Annotated in this window: 15 protein-coding genes and 1 riboswitch; of the genes, 5 read left to right on the top strand and 10 right to left on the bottom strand. The window is 41.2% G+C overall.

Features of this window, described 5'->3' with window-relative positions; genetic code table 11:
• Nucleotides 1–34 precede the first annotated feature (34 nt).
• Nucleotides 35–298: a YkgJ family cysteine cluster protein gene (locus tag PSH48_RS03985; RefSeq protein ID WP_029774574.1), complete on the top strand. Its 264-nt coding sequence runs from the start codon at nucleotides 35–37 to the stop codon at nucleotides 296–298.
• 375 nt (nucleotides 299–673) lie between these two features.
• Here PSH48_RS03985 and PSH48_RS03980 read toward each other — a convergent pair whose 3' ends face one another.
• Nucleotides 674–2,527: a TonB-dependent receptor plug domain-containing protein gene (locus PSH48_RS03980; protein ID WP_273610944.1), complete on the bottom strand. Its 1,854-nt coding sequence runs from the start codon at nucleotides 2,525–2,527 to the stop codon at nucleotides 674–676.
• A gap of 176 nt (nucleotides 2,528–2,703) precedes the next feature.
• Between PSH48_RS03980 and PSH48_RS03975 the strand changes: the two genes are divergently transcribed.
• On the top strand, nucleotides 2,704–3,195 hold the full coding sequence (locus PSH48_RS03975; protein ID WP_273610943.1) for a peptide-methionine (S)-S-oxide reductase: 492 nt from the start codon (nucleotides 2,704–2,706) through the stop codon (nucleotides 3,193–3,195).
• A gap of 20 nt (nucleotides 3,196–3,215) precedes the next feature.
• Here the strand turns inward: PSH48_RS03975 and PSH48_RS03970 are convergent, their stop codons facing one another.
• From PSH48_RS03970 to PSH48_RS03950, 5 genes are all read right to left on the bottom strand, one after another.
• The gene (locus PSH48_RS03970; RefSeq protein WP_273610942.1) at nucleotides 3,216–4,019 is read right to left on the bottom strand and encodes a methionine sulfoxide reductase; all 804 of its coding nucleotides are present in this window, start codon (nucleotides 4,017–4,019) and stop codon (nucleotides 3,216–3,218) included.
• Between the two features lie 65 nt (nucleotides 4,020–4,084).
• Entirely contained in the window at nucleotides 4,085–4,636 is a 552-nt protein-coding gene (locus PSH48_RS03965; protein ID WP_273610941.1) for a DUF4136 domain-containing protein, read from the bottom strand.
• 108 nt (nucleotides 4,637–4,744) lie between these two features.
• On the bottom strand, nucleotides 4,745–7,522 hold the full coding sequence (locus tag PSH48_RS03960) for an ATPase (protein ID WP_273610940.1): 2,778 nt from the start codon (nucleotides 7,520–7,522) through the stop codon (nucleotides 4,745–4,747).
• The gene (locus PSH48_RS03955; RefSeq protein WP_024033404.1) at nucleotides 7,519–8,067 is read right to left on the bottom strand and encodes a condensin complex protein MksE; all 549 of its coding nucleotides are present in this window, start codon (nucleotides 8,065–8,067) and stop codon (nucleotides 7,519–7,521) included. Before PSH48_RS03955 ends, PSH48_RS03960 begins: the two co-directional genes overlap by 4 nt.
• A 3-nt stretch (nucleotides 8,068–8,070) precedes the next feature.
• Nucleotides 8,071–9,342 (bottom strand): hypothetical protein, encoded by a 1,272-nt coding sequence (locus PSH48_RS03950; protein WP_096739460.1) that lies wholly within the window; start codon nucleotides 9,340–9,342, stop codon nucleotides 8,071–8,073.
• Between the two features lie 290 nt (nucleotides 9,343–9,632).
• Nucleotides 9,633–9,805: riboswitch (Lysine riboswitch) on the top strand.
• A 76-nt stretch (nucleotides 9,806–9,881) separates the two neighbouring features.
• On the opposite strand from PSH48_RS03950, the gene lysC reads away from it, so the two are divergent.
• Nucleotides 9,882–11,267, top strand: coding sequence for a lysine-sensitive aspartokinase 3 (gene lysC / locus PSH48_RS03945; protein ID WP_055255752.1), 1,386 nt, complete (start codon nucleotides 9,882–9,884; stop codon nucleotides 11,265–11,267).
• 18 nt (nucleotides 11,268–11,285) lie between these two features.
• Here the strand turns inward: lysC and PSH48_RS03940 are convergent, their stop codons facing one another.
• Nucleotides 11,286–12,029, bottom strand: a complete 744-nt coding sequence (locus tag PSH48_RS03940) for a 4'-phosphopantetheinyl transferase family protein (protein ID WP_273610939.1) — start codon at nucleotides 12,027–12,029, stop codon at nucleotides 11,286–11,288.
• Nucleotides 12,030–12,167: 138 nt separating this feature from the next.
• Here PSH48_RS03940 and PSH48_RS03935 point away from each other — a divergent pair, with 138 nt between their 5' ends.
• A complete protein-coding gene (locus tag PSH48_RS03935) occupies nucleotides 12,168–13,490 on the top strand; it encodes a sodium-dependent transporter (protein WP_273604288.1) in 1,323 nt (440 codons plus the stop codon).
• Between the two features lie 67 nt (nucleotides 13,491–13,557).
• On the opposite strand, the gene PSH48_RS03930 is transcribed toward PSH48_RS03935, so the two are convergent.
• Entirely contained in the window at nucleotides 13,558–14,538 is a 981-nt protein-coding gene (locus tag PSH48_RS03930; protein WP_273610938.1) for a 2-hydroxyacid dehydrogenase, read from the bottom strand.
• A 303-nt stretch (nucleotides 14,539–14,841) separates the two neighbouring features.
• Complete coding sequence (locus PSH48_RS03925) at nucleotides 14,842–15,393, bottom strand: glutathione peroxidase (protein ID WP_273610937.1); 552 nt, start codon at nucleotides 15,391–15,393, stop codon at nucleotides 14,842–14,844.
• Between the two features lie 116 nt (nucleotides 15,394–15,509).
• Between PSH48_RS03925 and PSH48_RS03920 the strand changes: the two genes are divergently transcribed.
• Nucleotides 15,510–16,391: an NAD(P)-dependent oxidoreductase gene (locus PSH48_RS03920; RefSeq protein WP_273610936.1), complete on the top strand. Its 882-nt coding sequence runs from the start codon at nucleotides 15,510–15,512 to the stop codon at nucleotides 16,389–16,391.
• Nucleotides 16,392–16,530: 139 nt separating this feature from the next.
• Here PSH48_RS03920 and sbcB read toward each other — a convergent pair whose 3' ends face one another.
• Nucleotides 16,531–17,976 (bottom strand): exodeoxyribonuclease I, encoded by a 1,446-nt coding sequence (sbcB, locus tag PSH48_RS03915; protein ID WP_273610935.1) that lies wholly within the window; start codon nucleotides 17,974–17,976, stop codon nucleotides 16,531–16,533.
• Between the last annotated feature and the right edge of the window lie 238 nt (nucleotides 17,977–18,214).

The following is an 18,214-nucleotide window of genomic DNA, read 5'->3' as shown; positions in this document are numbered from 1 at the left end:
TACAAAGGCCTAGTTTTAACTAACAGAGGTATTTATGAAAACAGAGCCTATGGCATGTCGCTTAGGCTGCGGCGCATGTTGCATTGCCCCAAGTATTAGCTCCCCAATACCTGGTATGCCAAACGGTAAAAAAGCCGGAGAGCGTTGTATTCAGCTTGATGAGAACAATTTATGTAAACTATTTGGCGATGAAAGCCGCCCTAAAGTATGTAGCGATTTTAGCGCCACGCGCGATGTATGTGGGTCAACTAATGCAGAGGCTCTAGCGCTTATTACCGAACTTGAGCAGTTAACCTAGCTTACGAAGTTAATACACATATATTTACATTTATCTATTACTGAGTAATTTTTTTAAGTAATTAAAAGCTGCGCTTTTCACGCGAGCAAGCTCTGCGTCTACCGCAAATGTGTAGATATATGGTTGTTTTGTAGACGTGAAGCTTGCTTACGTGACAGGCAAAGCCTGTAAAAGTGGATTATTTACAAAGAGGGGAAGAGGCGCGGGGCTTTTAGAGGAAGAGATTAACTTTAAGCAATAGTTGGCTTTTGTTTTCTCATTTACTGCTCATTCGTTTCTTTTTGTGCAACTTTTTTGCTTAATATAGAGCTTTTATAAAAAACACAGCGTCTACAAACCAAAGTATAAATTGAGTTTGTAAACGCCGCTTTAGTTTTACCAACTATACGTTGCGCTTAGCGTATATTGTTCACCGCGCCCTGGTGTACCAGGTATTTCTTCAAACGACTCATCCCATAAGTTATCTGCCGCTAAAGTAATAAATAAATTGCTTAACTGAGGCGGGGTTATTTTAAGCGTGAGTTGGGTAAAAAGCGCGTTGTCGTCGCCGTTTCTAAGGGCGTTTTTGTGTTGTGTACGCCATTCGTTATCTATTCTAAATTCTAAAATATCAGTTGGGTTATACACAGCGCCAAGTGTTAAACGGTGATCGGGGAAGTTTAACGCGTAAAAACTGGCATCAATATCGGCTGCGCCGTAGTTCTCTGATTTATGTAAATAGGTGTAGCTAGCAATAAGTTTTGCTGTATCAAAGTGCTTAGTCGCTAAAAATTCAACCCCTGCAGTATCAATATCAACGGGGTTAGCAAAGCGCGCTGAGGTAGAATCAAAATTAAAGGTCCAGTCGGTTAAGTTACTATCTTTTCGATAAAAAATAGCCGAGTTTAACTGCCAGCTTTGCTCTTCAAGTAATAAACCTAGCTCTAAGTTTGAAGTGGTTTCGCGCTCAAGGTTGTAGTTACTCCTAAATAATCCGCCAGAATCGCTGCCGCCAATAGCTGTATAGCCTGCAACTTGACTCGCCTGCGCGTACGATAAATAAAGGCTTTGCGCTGTGCCGTCATTATTTTGGGTATTTAAGGTTATATCACCAATGGCTGATACTTCAGCATCATCACGGTTTGTATCGTCATACGCAGCCCCTAAACGAAATATAAGCTGTTGGTGAGCCTTTAGCGCCATAGTGTATTGGGGCAATACGCTCAGCTTATAATATTTTCGTGAGGTAAAATTATTTTCAAGTGTAGTTGATTCAATCGAGTCATCAATAAATTGTGCTGAGTAATTAATTGCAAACGCATTGCTTTGTGCATGGCGGCCCGAAAGAGCAAGCGATTTAACTTCACTTTTATGAAACGCTTCGAATGCACTTGGGTTTTCGCGCGAGTAAATATAGTGATCGTCATGGGTGCGGTAATATGCCGATACTTCAAAATTACTGTTTTTAGCGTAGTTTTGCTTGTGATTAAGCATCCAAAGGCGAGTCTCTAAATCTTCAGTTTCGTTAACGCCAAAGGGAGTGTATAAATTGGGCCAGCCAAAAAACTTATCTTGCGAGCCATAAAATAAATCGGTTTGGCTATTCTCACTTGCCAATTGCACGCGTGTTGAGGCGCGCGAAAAGTCATGATCGCCATTATCAATAGTGCCATCACTTTGCGAGTGAGAATATTCACCTTCAAAACCTAAGGTATAGTTAGCTAAGCTATCAAGTTGTGTGTTTTTAGCAGCGTGAATACTTTGAAGATTAAAGTCGTTCGTACCAGTACCAAGCGATACACTACCGCCAGTAATAATCGGTTTCCAACCAAACGAAACCGTACCTACAGAGCTGTTCATACCGTACAGTGCGTTATCGGCACCGGTTAAAACGGCTGCGCCGCTTAGCATTTGCGGTGCAATGGGAATTTCAGCAAAATAATGACCAGATTGCGGATCAAGCAGGGTAGCACTGCCTACTCTAAAGCCGGTGTTTTCAAAAATACCGCCACGAATAGTTACATCAGCTTGTGCCTCAGCCATATTTCGTGATTGGAGATCTACACGTGGGTCGTACTCTAAATTAGAAATAGGCGAGTCAAATGTACCTACAGGCAGTTTATTCGCAGTAGGCGAAGCCTCCACTGTTATTTGCTCGATTGAAGACTCATCAGATAACGTATTAGCATAAACAAATGGGGTAACACTGCATAAAAGTGCAGGCAATATAATGTGTGGTGTGCGGTTCATGTGCTTCTCGTCGTTTTTTATTTGAAGCTGCGGTTACAATAAATTTCAAAGCTTATATTTGAGCATGATAAAATAGCCAAATGTAACAGCAGTCATTTTGTGCGCGATTGTACATTAATTTGTTAATATCTGCATTTGATAACCATTCACACTTTTCTCATTAGGTAACATTTATAATGGATATTAAAGAACACAATACTATTTACTTTGCTGGTGGGTGCCTATGGGGCGTACAAGAGTTTATGAAACACTTACCAGGTGTTGTTAGCACACAGGCAGGGCGCGCTAATGGTACAAGTAAAACTACAGATGGCGAATACGATGGTTACGCAGAATGCGTAAAGGTAATTTTTGACCTAAACGCCGTTAGCCTAAATAAGCTGTTTGACTACTTTTTTGAAATTATTGACCCATACAGCATTAATAAACAAGGGGATGACGTAGGCCCTAAATACCGCACTGCTATTTACAGCAAACACCAAGGCCATTTAGAGGCAGCAAACAATTATATAAATAAGCGCAGTGATGCAGAAAAAGTTGTAGTCGGCGTTGAGCGGCTAACTAATTACGTACCAAGCGATCCTGAGCATCAAGACCGTTTAACTAACCACCCAGATGACTATTGTCATATACCTTTTGAGTTATTGTATAAGTATAAGTTGTCATAGAGTTATACTTAGATTACAGGTTACTCAGGCCTTTCAAAGCGATACAATTTAAACGAGCCAGTTTGAAGAGTTGTACCTTTGTGGTTTGAATACATATAGCCTTTGAGTTCTCGGTTGTCTTTATGAATAATTAGCTTATTTGCGAAGAGTGGATTGCTAGTAGTGATTTTCAGTACGTTGTCTATTTCTTGAATATCTTGTGGCATAAAAGTGGTGCTGATTATGTCATTGGTTCCACTTGCAAAATAGGTGAAATATGACTCTTTATTTGGGTGAAATTCAATACTTACGAGTTTTTGATTGCCGTCTAAATTTAATAATCCTACCCAAAAACCATATAAACCTGACTTTTCTATAGCTGCTAATTCATCTATTCTAGAGCGGTATTTATCTATAAATGTATGGACGGTAGATTGCCTTTCTTGTTTTTCCAACCGGTAAGTTTTTGACATGACAAAATCATCGTCTGCATTAGAATAAATTTCTAACACCTCAAATGAATTATCTAAATAACGGCTTAAAATTAATGTAAATTGCAGATGCTCTTTATTAGGGCTAATGAGTTTGATAGTGCAATTAATGCGATTGCATTTAATATCGTTATCATTAAACGCAATTGATTTATTTCTATAAAATGCACTGGCGATATTTGCAATGATTAAACGGTGTTCTCCGTTTTCTTTTATTTCCAGTACATTGTATTCGAAATTATCTTTGTAAATGCCTTGCCATAAACCCGGTGTTAATTTTAAATTTTCCGCATGTGCGGGGAGCGAAGCAAAAAAGACGAACAGAGTGACTGTAAAATATTTTAAAAATGCCAAGGTATGAGTCCTTTATTAACAAAAAAGCTCACATTTTGTGAGCTTTTTAAAAACTAACTTTAAACTTACTGCTGCTTTTGCGGCGGGAAGTTGCTTAAAATATTAGCGACTGTTTCTTTAATTGATGCTTCGCGTTGCTGAGGCGATTGTTTTTTCTTTAAACGGCCTTCTTTTGCGCCGCGCCATACAAGTTGGTTTGATTCGCGGTCAATAATATCAATCACTAACGTACCCACTTCGTATTCGCGGGCGCTAATGTCGCGTTGAAAGCCTGTACCCCAGTATCCCCAACGTGCGCCGTAACCTACGTTAAAGCTGTCTACTTCTAGTTCTTTATCTACCGATGCATGATAGTTAACTAGTACGTCAGCTTGGGCAGGGTCTACTAAGCTCATACCTAATGTTTGGCTAAGCTCTTTATTAACGGCAGTACGTACACGTTTTTCCATTAAGCCGTTAATTTGGTAGTTTGTGGTGTCTTTGGTTAAGCTCGCGTTTTCTACCCAAGCAAATGTTTTAAAATTACTAAAGTTGGCTGATTTGTCGTAATCCCAGTCTGGGGTTTGCGTACAGGCTGTAAGTAATGTCAGCGCTGCAACAATAAGTATATTTTTCATTACCTTTGCTCCAATAAAATGCGTTAATTTAAAATAACACACATCGTTTAAATGTGTATTAGTTTAACGTCCTATATTTTAGTTTAGTTGGTTTGCCTTAACGGCCAATTAATTGTGTTCAACTTCAATCCAGTCTTTTTCGTCTACCCAGTTTTGGGCGCCATCTTTTACTGAACGAATAGGTATAATGTAATCACAGCTTACCTGCGGCTTAACCGAGGCAAAAATTGGCACAAAGCCAAAGCTCAGTGCCGTTTCTATGATTGCTTTTTGGTTTTGCGGATCAATGTCGGCCGCTTCATCAATATAAATAGGTATACGGTAAAGGTTTTGTTCCTGATCGCTTAATAAGTAACGAATAAACAACATGCCACATAATAACTTAATAGTAATACGAGTGCCGTTTGAGCCAGCTGAATCGATTTTTTCAAAGTGTTCGGTTTCGCCAGCGCGGTTAACCACTTCAAAACGAATATCAAATAAATCAGTTAATGTAAGGCCTGCTTTGTCGGAGGCAAGTTTTATTAGGTGATCTTTTGCTTCATTTACCGCGCTTTCGCTGTAAGGTTCTTGGCTTAATAAATCAAGGGTGTCACCTTGTTCAAACTGATGCGACGTGCTGATAATGGTATCAATACTATCAACCAGCATTTTGCGCGGTATTACGTTAATTTTAAACGCTTGAAGGTTAGAAATACGGTGCTGGCTTATCCCTTTATTAAAGCTGTTCATCTCGCGGCGAAGGCGGTCTAAGTCTTCACGCAAGCCTTTAATTGTGGCGGCTACTTCGGTTAGGGCTACGCGGCCTTGGCGCTCAACGGCATCGCGTTCGTTATCAAGGTTATGAAATGCGCTAATCAACTTTTGGTATTTAGTAAATTCGTCATTTTCGTTATCGAACTTAGTAATGCCTGCGTTATATACATGCAAATAGGTATTACGCACGTTTATGTCAAAGTTGCGCAGCTCTTGGCAGTCTTTATTAAAGTGATGAACTAAGTCGCTTAAGTTATCAAAGTCGACTGCTATATCAATCATATACGGGGTTACTTTACCGCTGTATAAATCAAGCGTGTGGTCGATTCGCTCGCTTTTAACTTGGCGTAGGCGCTCGGTTTGGCGATTAATTTGCTCTTGCTTAGATTTAATTAACGAGCGCCTGTCAGCAATTGAGCCACTATTTTTTTGAATGTCTTGCAGGTAGTCGTCAACTTGTTCGCGCTCTGCTAATAACTGCTCTTTTAGCATGGATTGCGCTTCTACCGACTGCTGCATTACCTCGAATTGCTCTAAGCGTTTTAGGGCGCTCTCTGCGCTCATTAACTCATCGTAAAGCGCATCTTTTTCTTTTTGTTTATCGGCCACGTTAGCGGCTACTTCGCGCTGTTGTTTAAACTCTTTTAACGAGCGTTCCAGCGCGTCTAGCTGAGCGCTAAGTTGGGCTTTGTTTTCGCCGCTTTGCATTTGCACTGGGGACAGTTTTTTAAGTTTAATGCTTGCCCCTGGTAGGGTTAGTACACCGCCTTTAACGTTTTCGCTTAATAGCGATAAAAATTCCCCAAAGGCGTCTTCATCATCAATGGTTATATCGCCATTGCTGGTGGTGGCAAACGAGAGAATATCGGGGTTTAAAATCCGCGATATTTCTTCTACCTCTTTAAGTGATAGGTCTTCGCGCATTCGGGTAAACAAATTAAACTCAAGGTTTTTAAGCTGCAGTTTTAAGCTTTTAATTTGCTTTTGAGTTTCGCTAATGCGGTAATCAAGCGTGTGTAGGCTTTGCCCTTGTGCGCTGGTAATAGAGTGCGAAAGCGACTCGTAGTCTTGCTTAAGTTGGCCAAGGTTGGTTTTAAGGGTGGCTTTATTTACCAGTTCAAATTCGCTTTTAAGAGCGCTGTAATCTAAAAACCATTGCTCTATTTGGGTTTGCCTGCGCTCTATATCGCGCGATTGCTGTACGTATAAGCTTTGCTTTAGCTCAAACTCGTGTTTTTCGTGCTCTATGTCTTCAAGGGCAATGGCTAGTTCGCTTAGTTGCTCTTCTTGGTAGGTATCAAAGTCTATTAATGCTTGATCAATTTTAGGCGCGTAGGCTGCTAACTTACCTTTAAGCACCGTTTGGTTCTCAAGCATTGATTCAAGCGCTGTTATTGGCTCTTGCATTGATTCAAGCGCTTTTAATTCGCGTTTAGCACGATTTACTTTATCAAACGAGCGACGCCATACTTCGTAAAAGTCCACTTTAGAGTTAGACATATGGCGTTCAAACACACGCAGCATAAAGCGTTTAACATCGCTTGCACCCAATTTGTGTAAGTTAAGAATACGCCTAAAAATTTCTTTATAAATGGCGGAGTCTTGCACGTTATTAAGCGGGATCATTTTTAAATTAATGTCGCCGTCAAAAGGGGTTGCGCCGCCGGTAAGCAGGGCGTTTAGCTCTTGTGCTTTAAGCTCTATAGGGTTGTAACCTTGCGTTTTTAAATGATTAAACAGCTTGGTAAACTTAATAATGGTATTACCTTGCGTGTACTGCGCTAAATCAAGTTTGCCTTGATAACAAAAGTACTGGTGCGCGTAACCGGCTATTTTACCAAGGCCTGCTACACCAATAACCACCGAGCCATGGGGGAGGTTGGCTTCGAGCAAAATGTACGACTGATCCGATGAAAAATAAAATTTACGGGTTTCATCTAAATCGTGCCCGTCCCATTCGGTTAGGCGCAAATCGTTTATTAGCGGAAATTGCAGGGCGTTAATAACCGAGCTTTTACCGGTATTGTTTGGTGCACAAATAGAGCTACTTTTATCAAGCGGAATAACACACTTTGCATAGCCTGCGGTATTAAGTAGGGCGAGTTTACTTAGTCCGTATAAGTTTTTCATTGCTCGTCCTCTGTAATGTAGGTTTCTTCGTTTACTTCCATAAGTGCATCAATATAGCGGTGAATAGGCGCTTGTAGCATAAAGCCGCCTTCTACTTCGCGGGCAAGGCCTAAACGTACCATGCGCAGGTATACGTCTTTACGTAAATCTGACCCCGAAAATATCTCAAGCTGATCAAACAAGTGTTTATTAATTTGCACTAAGGTTTGCATCAGTTCTAAATCGTTTACTTCATCAAATAGGGCACGCATTGGGTCTTTACCCGTATTGGCAAAGTGCTCAATTAAAATGTAAATAGTCAGTGCAATAGCACGAGATATTTTCCCCATGTTTGGCGTGCTTTCGTCGCTGGCAAAGTAGTAAAAGCCGCGGCTGTCGTGTTTTAAATCGTGGCCAAGGGCGCTAAATAAGGCGCTATAAGACTCTATGTGCTGGTCAAGCTCTTGCCACATTACGTTGTCTTGTTCGCAAATATGGTAACCCGCACCTAATTTTTTATTAATGGCTTGTAGGTGCGTAAGCTCGTCTAAGTTTATATGTGTCATGTGTTACTCGTCTGCCTGTGTATCTGGCTGAGGCGCAGAATTAAATGGGTATAACGAAAAGTGTTGGCCGGCAATTTTTACGCGTGTTTTTTCATCGCTTTGGCTAATGTGAATTTCACTGTCGCTGACTAGTTTTTGATATAAAAATAGCATTTCGTCGGCGTCTAATTCTGGGTAGCTTTCATCTAAAAATTGCAGTAATGGCTGGGGCTTTTTACGTTTTTTATTAAAGCGTTTTGCAAAGCTTGTTTTAACATCGTGGTAATCAGGAATGTTTGGTGTAACAAATGCCGGCACGTCTTGTTGCTCTGGGAGCTGGTATTCTTCGTGTTCAAATTCTACCAAGCTTGCCATATAGGCAACTATATGACGCTGCTGGCCAAGCGAATAACGCTGCGCATCGCTTACAAAATTTGGTTGTACCGCGCTTAGCATGTTGTCTACGCCATTTTTACGCACAAGGCCAAGCACTTTTGCTGCCTGGCGGGTAATTAGGTTATTACGGCGTAGCTCTTCGCGCAGTGGCATGAGCATATCGGCACTTTTGCGTAAGCTTTCTCGGCCAACTAAATGCATTTCGAGTATCCGAGTACGCAATTGCTCAAGCATACGTTTGTCGTTGTAGGCTTTGCCTGAGCGTTCAATGTGCTCTATTTGCTTACTTATTTGCTGCTCAATAAGTGTAAAACAGGCATGAAAGTCACCGCGAATATCGACCATTTCAAGCATCGGTTCTATGTATTCGTCAAAGGCTTCTATTACCGCTTTGTAGCGCTTTTGCAAAGATTGCACCGCGTGATCAGATTTAGCTTGCTCAACAATGTTTAAAATAGCGTTTTCGTTGTGCGCGTAAAGCTTCATTATTTTACGCACCCGATCATCCATAATGCGGCTATAGCGGCGTAAATCGTCAAAGTCTTCTATTTCGCCGGCATTATCTAATCGGTTTCCTAGGCGTGCTAAATCATCAACCAAAACGCTAATTTCTTGTGCTAAACCTAGGTGTTCTTCTTGTAATAAAAAGGTCGCAAAATCGGCAATGGCGCGGTTTATTTCAAGCTGGGATGATTTAGCCAATGGAATAAGTATATCTTGATTGAGCAAACGATTTGTCTCTTTGTAAATGCGCTCGTTTGTCCATGTGGGCTGTTTTTGCTTAATGGCGTTTTGCACGTCTTTGAGGCTAAAGTCGGCCATTTTAAAACGTTTAAATAATAGCTCTAAAACACCCCAATGTTCGCTAAGGGTATTAAGCAGCTTTTTAGCTGGGATCATAATGCGGTGATACATCCTAGTATTGAGTTAACTACGCTTAAAGCAGAGCGTAGTTTTTATATTTTTATAATAAAAAGTACTCGTTATTAACTGGCTTAATTTACACATTTTTTTAGCTGGCGTACAGGCGAGTTACATTAAGCGCTGTAAAAGTAGCCAGAAATGTAAACCTTGGCTAAATTATTCGCGTTATATTAACTAAAACACCTTGACAGCTAGACGTCTAAACGATAACTTTCAAAGCCCCGCTACACAGTGGGGTTTTGTTTTATTAGCCACAGGTTAATACAACATTCAGAAGAGGTGCGATACTTAGGTATTTAATGGTAGGTGACGAACGCCCATAACCATTAAAGAGGGAAGTACTCGCCGAGGAAAACAAGGTTACGTCAACCATGTTTTTCGGTTTATGGGGCTGAATCCCCAAAACTGTCACCAACTTAGGTGGAGAGCTTCTGGCAGTGGACACATCTTATTTGCATTCCTTTGCCAAGTTCTTCTTGTTTTTTAGCGGTTTGGATACCGCGAAAGGAGACGAAATGACTACCCAATCAGTGCCACAAACAGTATCAGGCGCAAAATCAGATTACATCGTTGCCAAATTTGGCGGAACCAGTGTTGCAAACTTTGAAGCGATGAGTCGCTGTAGCGAAATTATTGTTGCAGATAAAAGCGTACGTATTGTAGCTGTGAGCGCCAGTGCCGGCGTAACTAACCACTTAGTTGCACTGTGCAAACCCGACCTTAGTAAAGAGCAGCGCCAAGCACACATAGATGGCGTATTGGCTATTCAACAGGCTATTTTAGATGAGCTGTCGCTTGATGCCGATTTAGCGGTGGGTTTTAACGAAACGTTAAAAGCATTTCAAATGTTAGCCCTTGAAACACTCACCACTGATCAACAACACGATGAGCTGCTTAGCTTTGGCGAGCGTTTATCGTCTTATTTATTTGCTCAAGTGCTGCGCTTAAAAGGCTTAAATGCAGATAGGTTTGATGTACGCAAAGTGCTTAAAACAGACAGCCAATTTGGTAAAGCAACGCCCGATGTTGCGGCCACTGCACAAGCCGCTAAAGATCTGTTAATTCCGTTATTAGATGAGCAAGTAATAGTTACACAAGGGTTTATTGGTAGTGATGAATTTGGCCAAACCACAACGCTTGGTCGTGGTGGCTCTGACTACAGTGCGGCGTTATTAGCAGAGGCTATTAACGCTAAAAGTGTACACATTTGGACCGATGTAGTGGGTATTTTTAGCACCGACCCGCGTTTATGCGCTAAGGCAACGCCAATTGCCCGTTTAAGCTTTGATGAAGCCGCAGAAATGGCGACATTTGGCGCAAAAGTATTGCACCCTGCAACTATTTTACCAGCAAGCCGTAGCCATATTAATGTATTTGTAGGCTCTAGCCGCGAGCCAGAGCGCGGGGGGACGTGGATTGAGCGTGAAAAATCGCAGCAGCCAGGTATTCGTGCCGTTACGCAGCGTAAAAACCAAATATTGCTAACGCTTAAAAGCCCAGAAATGTTATTAGCAAGTGGCTTTTTGGCCCGTGTATTTACCATTTTAAGTGAGTTTAATATATCGGTAGACTTAGTTACTACCTCAGAAATTAGTGTTGCCATAACCCTAGATAACGCACCTAATGCCTCGCGACCTGAGCTTGAGCAAGCGTGTTTAGATAAATTGGCCGAATTTTGTCATGTATCGGTTGAAAACAACTTAACCTTAGTGGCGCTTATAGGCTCTGAAATACAGCTACGCCAGCACGAAATGAACCTAATGAACGTATTAAAAGAGTTTAATATTCGATTAATTTGTCATGGTGCAAGTAAGCACAACTTATGCTTTTTAGTAGAGCAAAGTGAGTCAGATACCGTGGTACAAGCAATACACAGCCGATTATTAGAAAGCGCTGCTTAAGCTTTTAAAGCCAAGTTATTAAGTATCCAAGTTATTAAGTATAAAGCACCGCCAGTCGGTGCTTTTTTTATGCGCCACGCTTATATCAAACTCCTCATTGGCAACCGTTATGGTGTTACTCGATGCTGTTAGGTTTAACAAAGAAAATTCATCAAATACATTTGGGCTAAGCAATTGCGCTATTGGGCGGCTAGTTGCTTTAGCGAGTGCCTCTTTTAAGGTCCAAATTCTAAAAAAGCGGTGGGCTTGCTCTTTTATAGCCAAAGGCGCGGTAATTAAGGCAATTTCAGCCTTATGATAAAAATGCTTAGCGAGCTTTTCGAATCGGCGTTTTAAGTTTATTTTTTCAATATCAAAGCCAAACTCCGCCTTAGTAACATTCAGTGCTACGCCAACTAAGCCATGCGAGTGCGAAATACAGGTATTTATAACGGTGTGGTTTATATGGAGCTGTAGTTTTGAGCATTCTTCATTAAAGTGGGTGCTCATTTTATTAAGCGGTATGTGTGCGTATTGGGGCTGAATATGCTTTGCAAGTTGCTTTAGTAATATACGCGATGCTAGATATTCTTGCTTTGCTTGCATGCGTTTACGGCGATTTATAACGCTTAGCTCAAATGGGCTTAGGTACTGGGTTAAATCAAGGTGTTCTACATTAAGTGTGTTGGCATTAAACACTAAAATAGTATTGTTGCTAGGGGATAAATCGCTATAAAAAGAGGGAGCAATACTTAGGGTGTTTTTAAAAAAGTGGTTAGTCATACGCGCTTAAAATAAGTGAGTGCTGTAATTATGAGCGGTTAACAGCGCTTATTTATGCCAAAAGCAATTTTATTACTCAGTTGGCATTAAATATGGTTTAATTCACAATAATCAAAGAATAACAGAATTTGTAGATGTATGGCACAAGTGCGTGATGGATTTCAAAGCCGTTTTGGTTTTGTTTTAGCCGCTGCAGGCGCAGCAGTGGGTTTAGGTAATATTTGGGGTTTTCCTACGCAGGCGGCCAACCATGGTGGCGGTGCATTTTTATTGGTTTACTTTGTAGTTATATTTTTACTTGCGCTACCTGCGCTTTATACCGAACTTTATTTAGGCCACCAAGCGCAAGCAAACCCAGTAAAAGCATTGGGTAATGCGTGGCAAAATACCAACAAAAAAGTAGGGGCTGCCGCAGGATATATTGGCCTTGCGGGCGCTGTGATTATGCTTAGCTTTTATTCTATTGTAGCTGGTTGGATGCTCTCTTACGCCATAGAGCCTATTACTACATTCTTTGGTTTTACCGCCGTAAGCGAGTTTTTACACAGCGACTCTATGGTGCGTAATTTTATATTTACGCCGCTTATGCTTATTTTAACCGCCAGTATTATTTTAAAAGGGGTTAAATCTGGGATTGAAACTTGGTCACGTCGATTAATGCCGTTGTTATTGGTGCTACTAATAGGCTTAATTTTTTATATAGCCAGTTTAGAAGGCGCCAGCGAAGGGTTTGCTGCTTATTTAATTCCTAATTTTAGCCAAGTGCTTGACCCAAATTTAATTATTGCTGCAATGGGGCAGGCGTTTTTCTCGCTCTCATTAGGGGTTGGCTGCATGATGATTTATGGCTCGTACCTGCAGCCAGATGCAAACCTGCCAAAACTAACTGCAAGCGTTGCACTGCTTGATACCAGCGTGGCATTTTTAGCAGGTTTACTGATAGTGCCTGCAATTTATGTAGCGCAACATAACGGGGTAGAGGTGTTTAGCGGCGGAAAACTTATAGGTGAAGGGCAGCTTATATTTGCTATTTTACCTGAGCTTTTTAGTACCATGGGCGAAATTGGTTTACTAATTGGGTTACTGTTTTTTGTACTTATGTCGATTGCATCGGTTACATCGACTATTTCTACCACAGAAATACCGGTAGCGTTTTTAGTAGAAAACCACCGCGTAGATCGTACTAAAGCAACGTGGGCCGTTAGCCTAGTGGTGTTAATATGCGCTAGTGCAATAATATTAAACTTTGAGTGGCTATTTGGTTTAGTAATCATGCTATTTACTCAGTACCAACTACCACTTATGGGGCTATTTTATTTTATAACCGCAGGTTGGATGTGGAAACGCGGTAATAAGCTTCATAAAGCCAGCACCGGCACGCATTACTGGTTTGCTCAATACATTCGTTTTGTGTGCCCAGTATTAATGACTCTTGTTTTTGCAAACGTTGCGTTTGGCTAAAGTATTTTAAGCTTTACCCGTTATGTAAATAGCAAAACGGGTAAAGCTAAATTAATGGGCCGCGGCTTTATAAAACCTCATTGGTTAAAGGTCTTTGTTCATTAATTTCCATAGCGTTTTGTATGGTGGTATTGGCAATTTCGCTCAGGGCTTCTTGAGTAAAAAAGCCTTGGTGGCCAGTTATTAATACGTTTTTAAAACTAACTAAGCGCGAGAATATATCGTCTTGGTTTATCTCGTCGCTATGGTTTTTAAAAAATAGCTCCGACTCCTGCTCGTACACATCAAGCCCTAAATACCCTAGCTTTTTAGTTTTAAGCGCATTTATACACGCTTTGCTATTAAGTAGCGCACCACGCGAAGTGTTAATTAGCATTACCCCAGGTTTCATTTTATTAAATGCATCGTCGTTTATTAAATGGTGTGTTTGCTCATTCAGGGGGCAGTGCAGTGAAATTATATCGCTTTGAGTAAGCAGCGAATCTAAATCGGTAATGGTGTAATTGCCAGGTGTTGCATAAGGGTCGCACACTAAAACATGCGCGCCAAAGCCATTTAAAATATTACAAAGGGCAAGGCCAATTTTGCCACAGCCTATAATTCCAACTGTTTTGCCGTGTAAGTTAAAGCCTAATAAACCGTTTAAATCAAAGTTGTCTTCGCGTACGCGGTTATAGGCTTTATGTGTTTTACGGCTAAGGGTAAGCATAAGTGCAACACAGTGCTCAGCTACGGCTTCTGGGCTGTATGCGGGCACTCGTAATACCTTAATGTTGTGTGCTTTGGCGGCCACTAAATCAACATTATTAAACCCAGCGCAGCGAAGTAAAATAGTATTAATTCCATGCTCAGCAAGGTGCTCAATAACGAGGGCGTTAACCGTGTCGTTTACAAATACACACACAGCATCAAACCCTTTAGCAAGCAGGGCTGTTTGCTCGTTCAGTGCTTGCTCAAAGTAACAAATCTCTATTTGAGGGTGTTTGTTAATACTGCGCTCAAAAAAAGGCTGCTCGTATTTTTGCGTACTAAAAAAAGCAATGTTCATGTTATTTACTCCAAAGCCTAGCTGTTATACCAATGCGCATAATCAAGTGATCCATTTTGAGGATGGAAAAACGTGTTTATAGCAAGGCAAAAAATTCGCTATTTAGTTGTTCTCGGCAATTGCTCCTGCATTGCTCTACCTTCTGCATCCATGCAGTCGTAAATGAGAGTTTTTTAACGCAGATAGCGACACGTTTAGCCCCTAAAAATGATTAAGTATTATTGCTGATTGGTATTATACGTAACCTTAAACTAGTTTAATAAAGCATGCTTGAGTAACCACCCGTTTATTGATTTAGAATAATTAAGCGCCTTTTAATGCATTAAAGTTGGGTATTATTTTTGCGTTATTTAAGTTATTAGCGTTTAGTGCGCTAGGTAAGTTTGCCTCAATGACCTGTTTAAGCGTTTCGGGCTTGGTGCGCGGCGCATAACGTGCAACGAGCTGACCTTGCGGGTTAATTAAAAACTTGGTGAAGTTCCACTTTACTGCGCGGTTTTGCGAAATACCACGGGTATGCGACTTTAAGTAATTAAACAGCGGATGCGCCTCGGGCCCATTTACCATTACCTTACCAAACACTTTGAACGACACGTCAAATTGTCTTTGATAAAAGTCTTTAATTGCGAGGTTATCAAGCGGCTCGTTTTGGCCAAATTGATGACACGGAAACGCTAAAATAGTGAAACCGCTGTTTTTATATTCTTGATAGAGCTTTTCTAGCGAACTTAATTGCACCGAAAAATTACACTTACTTGCTGTATTAACAATAAGTACTGTTTTGCCTTTTAGCTGGCTAAGCGCAAAGCTTTCGCTGTTGTACAAAGGGGCACTAAATTGATAAATACTATCCATGGTTACCTACTTATTTCCTTACGTTGGAAATTTATAAAGACTTAATTCGCTTTTTAAGCAGCCGATTGACATAATCGGGCATAGTTTCTAAGTTAGCAGGAAAATAAGGCACTTTTATGTCAATCAATGTTGCATTTATAGGTTTAGGGGTAATGGGTTACCCAATGGCAGGGCATTTAGCAAAAGCGGGCTTTAATGTGTGTGTATATAACCGCACTCAAGCAAAGGCGCAAAGCTGGGTAGATGAGTATGCAGGAAGCTTTGCTACCACGCCGCGAGAAGCTACTAATAATGCTGATATTGTATTTATGTGTGTAGGTAATGATGATGACTTACGTGCGGTTGTTTACGGCGAAAATGGTGTTTTAGCGGGGATGGCCGTTAATAGCATTTTGGTTGACCATACTACTACATCGGCCGAAGTAGCCCGTGAAGTAGCAGAAAAAGCAGCCTTGCAAAATATCGATTTTATAGACGCGCCCGTATCAGGCGGACAAGCAGGTGCTGAAAACGGCGTGCTTACAGTCATGGCTGGCGGTAACGAAGCTGTTTTCACTAAAGTGCAACCCGTAATGGCAGCATATAGCCGTTTTAGCCAGTTATTAGGCGATGTGGGCGCAGGGCAGTTATGTAAAATGGTTAATCAAATTTGTATAGCCGGCGTAGTGCAAGGCTTAGCCGAGGGCTTACATTTTGCCAAACAAGCAGGGCTTGATGGTGAAAAAGTAATTGAAACCATTTCAAAAGGGGCTGCGGGTTCGTGGCAAATGGAAAACCGCTACAAAACAATGTGGGCAGGTGAGTACGAGTTTGGTTTTGCCGTAGATTGGATGCGCAAAGATTTAGGCATCGCGCTTGATGAAGCTAAAAACAACGGCGCTACGTTACCGATGACTGCAACGGTTGATCAATATTACGCCGACGTACAAGCGCTAGGTGGCGGCCGATACGATACATCAAGCTTACTAGCACGCATTGAAGCACTACATAAAAAATAACGTTTTGAGTATGCCTAGTTAAATGCGAAGCTTGCTGGCGTGATGGGCAAAGCCCATAATAATTTAAACAAAAACGCGACGCTTTAGTAATTAAAGCGTCGCGTTTTTATATGCGCTATACAAATAAACTAAAAGAAAATTACATGCTTTGCGCGTAGTTATATAAAGCCTTTAAAATGGTTAGGTTTTTTTCGCTGTCGTCGTGCTCATGGGCCAAGTTTTCAAGGGTGATCATAAAATCTTGTGCGCTAATTGAGGGTTGATCTTCTCCGTGCATTAACTTGTTTTGGCAATACTGACGCCATTGGTCAAGCTCTTGCTGGTTGAGCGTTTCTGGCCAGTTTCGCGCGCGGTATCTAAACAGTAATGTATTGAACTTTTTATCTTCAAAATCTAAATTTAAGCCCGCTAGCTCGTCTGGTTTAGCATCGCGAATAATCGCAAATTTAGCTTTGTCGGCATGGCTTGTAAAGCCATCGTAAAGTAAGTAATCAACGTTAGTGGTTGCGCTGTAATCGCCTTTTTCGTTAAACACTTCGGTTACTTTATCGCGAAGCTCGGTATTGGTTTTTAAAATAGCTAAATTAGCGAGGCATTGCTCGCGGTCAATGCCTAAACGGGCTGCGTTTTCAGGCAATAACGTTTTAGCAGGCGCTAAAATAGGGCACTTGTTTAAATGCACCAATTTTAAACCAACAGGTAAATCACCCTCGGCTAAATCAACGCGTTTGGTGTATAAGCGTTTACGTAACTCTTCTACGTTTAAATCAATGAGTACTTGCGGGTTTTGGGTTAAATCAAAACAAATAACCGCGTTTTTATTGACCGGATGAAAGCTCATAGGCGCCACCCACGTTGTACAACCTTGCGTTGCAGGAATACGCGATGATGTATGCACTAGCGGCGTCATGTTAAATACATCAACTAACTCGCCAAGCGCTTTTTTATTTCGTAGCCCAAAAAAGAAGTTATAAAGCTTTGGTTGTTTTTCTTTTATAAGTTTAGCCAGTGCAATAGTGGCAGTTACATCGCTTAGCGCATCGTGAGCAGCGGCGTGTTCAATGCCATTAGCTACCGTTAAATGTTCAAGCTTAAAGCTCGGGCTGCCGTCTTCTTTTAACGGCCATTCAATCCCCTCAGGGCGCAGCGCATAACACGCACGTACTAAATCAATAATATCCCAGCGGCTGTTATTGTTTTTATATTCGCGCTCGTACGGGTCGTAAAAGTTACGATAAAAGCTATAACGGCTTACTTCGTCATCAAAGCGAATACTGTTATAACCAGCCACACAGGTGTTTGGCGCACTAAATTCAGCGTGAATTTTGGCTATAAACTCAGCCTCAACCAAACCTTTTTGCATCGCCACTTGTGGCGTAATACCCGTAATTAAACATGCCTCAGGGTGAGGCAAGTAATCCGCTTGCGGCTTACAATATTCAATAAGCGGCTCGCCAATTATATTTAAATCAAGATCGGTACGAATTCCCGCAAACTGGCTCGGCTTATCTTTTTGAGGGCTCGCCCCCCAGGTCTCATAATCGTGCCAATAGATTGTTGCTTGATTTTGCTCTTGATATGCCATGCTGAAAACCCTGAGTAGTTAACTTAAAAACGCCTAAATATGCGCCAAGTTACTAAAATAATGAATTATTTAGATTATGGCATATGGGCGAGGGAGTTTATAGGTTTGGGTGATAAATGATGTTATGGAACTTTGTAGTAATACCTCAAGTTTGAGTTTTGTTCCAATCCACAATCACGAATTAAAAGTAAGGGGGCGCGCCGTTATAGCCCATGGCTTGCTAACCTTTTTGCAAATA

It is taken from the genome of Pseudoalteromonas sp. Angola-4 (assembly GCF_028599265.1).
Taxonomy (GTDB): domain Bacteria; phylum Pseudomonadota; class Gammaproteobacteria; order Enterobacterales; family Alteromonadaceae; genus Pseudoalteromonas; species Pseudoalteromonas atlantica.
This window is presented reverse-complemented; position numbering and strand designations above follow the sequence as displayed.

Bases quoted from the DNA above. Each gene is read 5' to 3' on its own strand.
- PSH48_RS03985 (WP_029774574.1), top strand. From the start codon at position 35: ATGAAAACAGAGCCTATGGCATGTCGCTTAGGCTGCGGCGCATGTTGC.
- PSH48_RS03980 (WP_273610944.1), bottom strand. From the start codon at position 2,527: ATGAACCGCACACCACACATTATATTGCCTGCACTTTTATGCAGTGTT.
- PSH48_RS03975 (WP_273610943.1), top strand. From the start codon at position 2,704: ATGGATATTAAAGAACACAATACTATTTACTTTGCTGGTGGGTGCCTA.
- PSH48_RS03965 (WP_273610941.1), bottom strand. From the start codon at position 4,636: ATGAAAAATATACTTATTGTTGCAGCGCTGACATTACTTACAGCCTGT.
- PSH48_RS03960 (WP_273610940.1), bottom strand. From the start codon at position 7,522: ATGAAAAACTTATACGGACTAAGTAAACTCGCCCTACTTAATACCGCA.
- PSH48_RS03955 (WP_024033404.1), bottom strand. From the start codon at position 8,067: ATGACACATATAAACTTAGACGAGCTTACGCACCTACAAGCCATTAAT.
- PSH48_RS03950 (WP_096739460.1), bottom strand. From the start codon at position 9,342: ATGATCCCAGCTAAAAAGCTGCTTAATACCCTTAGCGAACATTGGGGT.
- lysC (WP_055255752.1), top strand. From the start codon at position 9,882: ATGACTACCCAATCAGTGCCACAAACAGTATCAGGCGCAAAATCAGAT.
- PSH48_RS03940 (WP_273610939.1), bottom strand. From the start codon at position 12,029: ATGACTAACCACTTTTTTAAAAACACCCTAAGTATTGCTCCCTCTTTT.
- PSH48_RS03935 (WP_273604288.1), top strand. From the start codon at position 12,168: ATGGCACAAGTGCGTGATGGATTTCAAAGCCGTTTTGGTTTTGTTTTA.
- PSH48_RS03930 (WP_273610938.1), bottom strand. From the start codon at position 14,538: ATGAACATTGCTTTTTTTAGTACGCAAAAATACGAGCAGCCTTTTTTT.
- PSH48_RS03925 (WP_273610937.1), bottom strand. From the start codon at position 15,393: ATGGATAGTATTTATCAATTTAGTGCCCCTTTGTACAACAGCGAAAGC.
- PSH48_RS03920 (WP_273610936.1), top strand. From the start codon at position 15,510: ATGTCAATCAATGTTGCATTTATAGGTTTAGGGGTAATGGGTTACCCA.
- sbcB (WP_273610935.1), bottom strand. From the start codon at position 17,976: ATGGCATATCAAGAGCAAAATCAAGCAACAATCTATTGGCACGATTAT.